This window comes from Mycobacterium sp. (assembly GCF_049683935.1).
Lineage (GTDB): Bacteria > Actinomycetota > Actinomycetes > Mycobacteriales > Mycobacteriaceae > Mycobacterium.
The window spans coordinates 1-7456 of sequence record NZ_JBAUJR010000090.1; the positions used below are offsets into that span (position 1 = coordinate 1).

At 69.4% G+C, this 7456-nt stretch carries 3 protein-coding genes; all 3 read right to left on the reverse strand.

The window, feature by feature from the left end; translation table 11 throughout:
• The coding region (locus tag WA965_RS05050) for a type I polyketide synthase (protein WP_526298165.1) at positions 1 to 2251 on the reverse strand (2251 nt) is incomplete at its 3' end.
• Positions 2248 to 3978 (reverse strand): fatty-acid--AMP ligase, encoded by a 1731-nt coding sequence (locus WA965_RS05055; protein ID WP_526298169.1) that lies wholly within the window; start codon positions 3976 to 3978, stop codon positions 2248 to 2250. The genes WA965_RS05055 and WA965_RS05050, both read right to left, overlap by 4 nt.
• Before the next feature lie 102 nt (positions 3979 to 4080).
• A partial coding sequence (locus WA965_RS05060) for a KR domain-containing protein (protein ID WP_526298167.1) occupies positions 4081 to 7456 on the reverse strand: 3376 nt, incomplete at its 5' end.

The following is a 7456-nucleotide window of genomic DNA, read 5'->3' on the forward strand; positions in this document are numbered from 1 at the left end:
GGGTGGAGCGGTGGGCGATGACCTTGAGGCCGTCGGCGAGGCTGAGTGCTCCGCAGACGACGGCGGCGGTGACCTCGCCCATGGAGTGGCCGATCACGGCGTCGGGATGCACGCCGTAGGAGCGCCATAGTTCGGTCAGGGCCAGTTGGAGCCCCATCAGGACCGGTTGGACTTGGGCGTCGCCGCTGATCGGTTCGCCGCCGGCGATGATGTCGTGCAGCGAGAACCCGACCTGCTCGACGAACACCGGCTCGATCTCGGCCAGCGCGCGGGCGAATTCCGGTTCGTCGGCCAGCAGTTGGCGGGCCATCCCGGCCCACTGCGACCCCTGCCCGGAGTAGACGAAGACCGTCCCGGGCCGGGGTGTGCTCGATGCCGCGGTGACCACACCCGGACCCGACTCCCCCGCGGCGAGGGCCTGCAGTCCGGCGATGGCCTGCGCCTTGTCCCGGGCGACCACGGTGGCGAAGGTGGCGTGCTGGGAGCGGTGGTGGTTGAGGGTGTTGGCCACATCGGGCAGGGACACGTCGGCCCCGGCCCCGGCCATCCATCCGGCAACCATCTCCGCCTGTGAGGCGACGCGCTCGGGCGTCTTGCCGGACACCACCAGGGTCGTCACCGCGTGCTCACCTGCCACGATCGACGGCGCCATCACAGGTGCCTGCTCGATCACCACGTGGGCGTTGGTGCCGCCGAACCCGAACGAGGAGATGCCCGCCCGACGGGGCCGCCCGACCGGAGCCCAGTCGGTGTGCTCGGCGATGACCTTGAGGCGCAGCTTGTCGAACGGGATGTGCGGGTTCGGGTTCCGGTAGCCGAGGTTCGCGGGAATCTTGTTGTGCTGCAAAGACAAGACGGCTTTGGCGAAGCCGGCCAGGCCGGCAGCGGCTTCCAGGTGCCCGAGATTGGATTTCACCGCGCCGATCAACAGCGGCGCATCCGCCGCCCGACCCTTGCCCAGCACGGTGCCGAGTGCGCGCGCCTCGATCGGATCACCCAGCAGCGTTCCGGTGCCGTGGGTTTCGACGTAGTCCACCTCGCGCGGGTCCACCCCCGCCGCCGAGTACGCCGCACGCAGCACCGCCATCTGCGCGGACGGATTGGGCGCCATCAGACCATTGGAGCGGCCGTCCTGATTGACCGCCGACCCGCGGATGACCGCCAGCACGCGGTCGCCGTCGCGCTGCGCGTCGGAGAGCCGCTTGAGCACCGCGACACCGCAGCCCTCACCGCGGACGAACCCGTCGGCCTCGGCGTCGAAGGCATGGCATTGACCCGACTGCGACATCGCCTCGGCCTGATCGAAACTCCGCGTGGGAGCAGGTGACAGCAGCAGGTTCACCCCGGCCGCGAGCGCCAAGGTGGAGTCGCCGGTGCGCAGACTCTGGCAGGCGAGGTGGATGGCCACCAACGACGACGAACACGCCGTGTCGATCGTCACCGACGGACCGCGAAGATCGAGGAAGTACGACACCCGGTTGGCGATGATGCTCAACGCGCCACCGGTGCTGTACCACGCGTCCACACCGCTCAGATCGGTCGAACCGAGCTGGGCGTAGTCGGCGGTGCTGGCGCCGGCGAACACGCCGGTCCTGGTCTCGGCGAGCGAATCCGCGGGGATGCCGGCGCTTTCCAGCGCCTCGTGGGTGACCTCGAGCAGTAGTCGCTGCTGCGGGTCCATCCGGGTCGCTTCGCGCGGGATGATCTCGAAGAACTCGGCGTCGAAGCTGTCGATATCGCGCAGGAACGATCCCCACCGCGTGGTTGCCGCGAGCGCCGCGGAGCCCTCGGCGGTGCCGTCGTCGAACCACGCCCAACGGTCCGCGGGCACTTCGCCCACTGACGATCGGCCCTCGGTCAGGAAGTCCCAGTACGCATCCGGGCCCTCGATGTTGCCGTCGACGTCCGGCCCGCCGGGAAAGCGGCAGCCCAGCCCGATCACCGCGATGGGTTCGTCCAGCGAGGCCGGACGGTCGTCGTCCGATGTGCCGGCGACGGGTTCGACGTCGCCGCCGGTCAGGTACCTGGCCAGCGCGTCGACGGTCGGGTACTGCCAGAAGTCCACCGGAGAGACGTTGCGGCCCAGAAACTCTGACAAGACCCCGGTGAGGACCACCGCGTCCCGGGATCCGACACCAAGATCGTGCATCGACGCACCGCGGTCGATCTGCTCGGGGCTGCACCCGTTGTTCGCGACCAGGTAGTCGACCAGCCAACGACGAACTGCAGCCTCGTCGAAAGCAGGTGTCATGTAGTGACGTCCAGACGACTGAAGCCGTCACTGCGGTAGAGCTCCGCCGAAGACGCCCGACGCACCTTGCCGCTGGTGGTCAGCGGCAGGGTGCCGGGTGCGACCAGTGCGAGATCGCCGAGACTCACACTGTGGGTCATCGAGATCGCCGATGTCACTTGCTGTTTGACCGCATCGAGTACCGACGCGTCGACCTGTTTCTTCAACTCGGCGATCACGACCAGCTTCTCGGTCGCCTCATCGGGAATCGAGATGGCCGCAACCCGGCCGCCGGTGAACTCGGCGACGGTGGCCTCGATGTCGTCGGGATAGTGATTACGGCCGTCGACGATCAGCAGATCCTTGATGCGCCCGATGATGTAGAGCTCGTCGTCGAACATCACGCCCAGATCGCCGGTCCGCAGCCACGGCCCCTTCGGTGTCCCTGCGGTCGGCTCCCCCAGCTGGGCGGCGAACAGTTCGCTCAGCTTGGGGTTGTGCCAGTACCCGCCCGCCACGTACTCACCGTGCAGCCAGACCTCGCCGATCTTGCCCGCAGGATTCTCGACCAGGGTGTCCGGGTCGACCACTCGAACGGTCGTGGACCGCGGGGCGCCGCACCCGATCAGCTCGGACCCGTCCTCACCGTCACAGCGCTCGGCGTGACCGGCAGCCAGCTTCTCGAAGTCGAAGCGCACGGCCGTCGGCGGTCGGCCACCGGCCGACGCCGCGACGTACACGGTCGCCTCGGCCAGACCGTAGGACGGACGCATCGCCGAATCCGGCAGCCCGAACGCGGCGAACCGCTCATTGAAGCGACGGACCGTGGACCCGTGCACCCGCTCGGCGCCGTTGATCATCACGACCACGCCGCTGAGGTCCTTACCGGCCAGGTCGTCGTCGGTGGTGCGCTTGACCGCGAGCTCGAAGGCGAAGTTCGGTGCCGCGGTGAAGGCGCTGGTGTTCGACCCCAGCTGCTGCATCCAGCGGGACGGCTTCTGCATGAACGCGACCGGACTCATCAACACCGCCGGCCGGCCCAGGACCATCGGGATGAACACCCCGACGATCAGTCCCATGTCGTGATAGAAGGGCAGCCACGACACGACCGTGGTGTCCTGCGGTGCGCCGTCCGGATAGGTCTCGTAGTAGTCGGTGAGCAACTGGCCCACGTTGATGACGACGTTGCGGTGGCTGACCACCACACCGGCGGGACTGCGGGTCGACCCCGACGTGTACTGCAGGTAGGCAGTCTTGGAAAGCGAGGACTGCGGAGCCGGTTTCGGCGGGGAGTCGAAGTCGAGGGTGTCGACCTCGATGAACTTGGGTGCACGCTGCTTCGGGTCGGCCTGGCCGTACCTGCGGACGTCGTCGACGACGGCCGAGGTCGTCAGCACCACGACCGGCTCCGAATCCTTCATCGCGCCGGTGACACGCTCGTCGTGATGGCGTGTCTGCGGCATCGACAGGGGCACCGCGAGGAAACCTGCCTGGATGGCGCCGAGGAAGCCGATGATGTATTCGAGGCTCTGGGGTGCCAGGATCACCGCACGGTCACCGGGGGAACCGACCTTCGCCAGTTTCTCGGCGACGATCTGCACCCGCTCGTGCACCTCGGACCAGGTCAGGCTCTCAGAGACGCCTGCCGGATCCGCCTCGTAGTCGACGAAGGTGTAGGCGATGTCGTCGGGCTGCTGCCGGGCGCGGCCGGCGAGCACCGCGGGGATATCGGCTTCGGTCGGTGTCATCACAGCTGGCATCAGTGATTCCTTTCGAATCGGCTCCCGACATGATCATGTTCTCGCGTGTCGGGTGAAACCGAGAAATCGAGTGCGATTGCACGCATCGGTTCAGGTGGATTCAACGCTGTCGAAGAGCGAATCGAGCAGGCTGTCGCCCGAGTCGTCGTCGGCCTCGTCGCCGCCGTCGTCCGGAACGAGCAGCTGGGCGAGGTAGGCCGCGAACGTATCGATCGTCGGGTGGTTGAACAGCATCGTCGCTGACAACTCGAGGCCCACCAGTCGCTCGACCTCGCGGCGGATGGACATCGCCATCACCGAGTTGAGGCCCATCTCCGCGAACGGCCGATCGGTGTGGACCTCGCTCTCGGGCAGCCGCAGTTCGATCGCCAGGATGCCGCGCAGCCCGTCCTGCAGTTCGGTCCGCAGCTCGTCGGGTGCCATCGACGACCACGCGCGGGTCGGTGCCGTCGGCCGCGCGTCGGCGGTGACCGCAGCGGCGTCCTCGGCGGACTGCATCGGCGCCATGACCACCTGGCCGACGTCGAAGCGGGTGACAAAATCCCAGGCCGCGAACGCTTCGGTCGGCCCGATCGGCCGGGACCCCACTCGTTCGAGTTCCTGGATCACGATCTGCGCCTCGGCGCCGAACCCGAGTCCGTCCCAGGCCACCCAGTCCAAGCTGACGGTGTTGTCGCCGGCCAGGTGCCGCGCGCGGGCCAGGCCGTCGAGGTAGGCGTTGCCTGCGGCGTAGGCGCCCTGCCCCGGGATGCCGAACACCGCACCCGCCGACGCGGCGAGGTACAGGAAGTCGAGGGTGCCCGGCGGGAACACCGCGTGCAATGCCTGCGCGCCGGCGACCTTCGGCCACAGCGTGCGGTGCACACGGTCCTGCTCGATCTCGGTGAGCAACTGGGCCTCGGTCATGCCCGCGGCGTGGATGACACCCCGGATGGGTGGTGCGCCGTCGGCGTCGCGCTTGTCGACCACGGCCTGCACTGCGTCAGGTGAGCCGATGTCGAGCGCGACCGCCTCGACGGAGACCCCCCGCATCTCGAGCGCGCGGATCGCCGCGATCTTGCGGCGGGTGTCGGCGTCGGCAGTCGACTCCGAGGAGTCGGTCCAATCTCGGCGCGGCGGCAGCGGTGTGCGCCCCGCGAGGATGACCCGCCGCGCGCCCCGGTCGGCGAGCCAGTCCGCCATCAACAACCCCAGCACACCCATGCCGCCGGTGATCAGGTAGGCGGCGTCCGGGCGGCAGCGAAGCGTGTCCCGCGCCGGTTCGTCGGCGATCTCGGTGAGCGTGGAGGTGAGGAACTGCCCGTCGCGCAGTACCGCGATCGATTTCACCGGTGTCGGCAGCACTCCGGCGAAAGCGGCGGCACTGTCGGCCCACGCGTCGTCCTCGGGAAGGTCGACCAGGCCGCCCCACAACTGCGGTTGCTCGGCTCCGATGACGCCGGCCAGACCCCACAGGCTGCTCTGGCGCACGGCGGCCTCGGACGCCGCCTCCCGCACTCCACGGGTGACGATCCACAGCGCCGCGGGATTGCGTGGGTCCCGCTCGGCGAGCCGGCCGACCAGTTCGGACACCTCGGTGGTGAGACGCAGCGAGGCGTCGAGATCGCCGTCGGTGCCGGTTTCGGCGACGTACACCACGTGGCGGGCATCGGCGATGTCGGCGTTGCGGTCGCCGACGGCCTGAAGGCTGTCTCGCAGCGCGTCGGCGACGTCACCGTCGCCGATGACGGCGACCGGTGCGGCATCGGCCTGAGCGGAGGCCGTGTCCGCTGACCAGGGCTGCCAGTCGAGCGTGTGGGCGACTCGGCGCGGATCGGCGTCGACGGCCGTGACCGCGTCCACCTCCACCGCGGTGTAGCGCATCGCACGGATCTCGGCACACGGGGATCCGTCGGCGCCGGTGATCACGATGTCGACGAGCAGGTCGTCGCCGGTCCGCTCGCGGATGCGGGCGTCGACGACTCCCTGCGCACCCGAGAATTCGGGGCCGGTGAACGTGACGTCCTCGGCCGAGGCGGGCACCATCAGCCCCGGGGTGGACGCGTCGACGAGTCGGCCGAGGTTCACGGCGGCATCGAGCAGCGACACCCGTGAGCCTTCCGGGAGGTCCACGACGGCCCGGAGCGCACCGGGTGAGGACTCGTGAGAGCTGACCGACCACGGGTACGCCAGCCCGTCGATGCCCCAGGCGTTGTGCAGTTCGGCCAGCGCTGACGGCGCGTAGCCGGGCACATCCTGCTCGAGGGAGGTAACGCCGGCGGCCTCCGCGCCGAGTGCCCGTCGGGAGATCTGCGCCGTGAGGTGCCGGACCCAGCTGCCGTCCGCGGGCGCGGAATCCGCCGATTGAGGCGCAGACGACACGCTGACGACGTCGCCGTCGGTGAACACCTGCACCACACGCGGCCGGTCGAGCACGATCGGGAAGTCGAAGCGCACATCCGCCAGGGCCGGTTGGGCCGACGCGCCGGATTCGCTCGCGGCCAGCGCCAGCGTCTGCAGCAGCACGGACAGCGGAACGATCTCCACCCCGCCGAATCGGTGGGAGTGCGGATACGGCTTGGCCTGCGGTACCAGGCGGGCCTGCCACAGGTGTCCCGGGTGGGGGCCGGCGACGGCGGTGTGCGCTCCCAGCACGGTGCCCGGGCGGGGCGCTGACGCCCCTGAGGACGGCGCCCGCTTCTTGATCGCCCAGTGGTGGGTGTGGTGCCACGGAGTGGTCGGCAGCGCGGTGTGCGGCTCGCCGAGGTGCGGCGTCTCCGGGGCGTGGCTGGTGAACGTCGCGTTCAGCGTGGCATGGAAGGTCAGCGTGTCGTCGGTGTCGCGGACCAGCGTGCCGAAGCTGTGGTGGTGCCCGGTGTCCAGCGTGTCGCCGATGGCGTACGTGAGGATCGGGTTGGCACTCACCTCGATGAACGTGCCGATCTCCTCGGCCGCCGCCGTGATGGCCTGGCTGAACCGCACCGGCCGGCGCACGTTGGCCACCCAGTAGTCGGCGTCCAGCGTGGGCTCCTGGCCCTCGTTCTCGCCGGATTCGGTGACCGTGGACAGGAACGGGATGTTCGGTGTCCGCGGGGTCAGATCGGCCAGGGCATCCCGCAGATCCGGCAGCACCGGGTCCATCAGGGCGGTGTGGGAGGCGACCTCCATGTTGACCCGGCGGGCGAACTTGTCCTGGGCGGTGACGGCGGCGATGACGGCGTCGATCTGCTCGGGCAGGCCGGCGACGACGGTCTGGCGCGGCGACAGGTAGCCGGCCACTTCGACGGTCGGATAATCGGAGACGAACGCCTGCGCGGCGTCGGCGTCCAGCTCGATGAGCGCGACGGCGCCCTGTCCGGACAGCCGGGACATCAGGGTGGAGCGGTGGGCGATGACCTTGAGGCCGTCGGCGAGGCTGAGTGCTCCGCAGACGACGGCGGCGGTGACCTCGCCCATGGAGTGGCCGATCACGGCGTCGGGATGCACG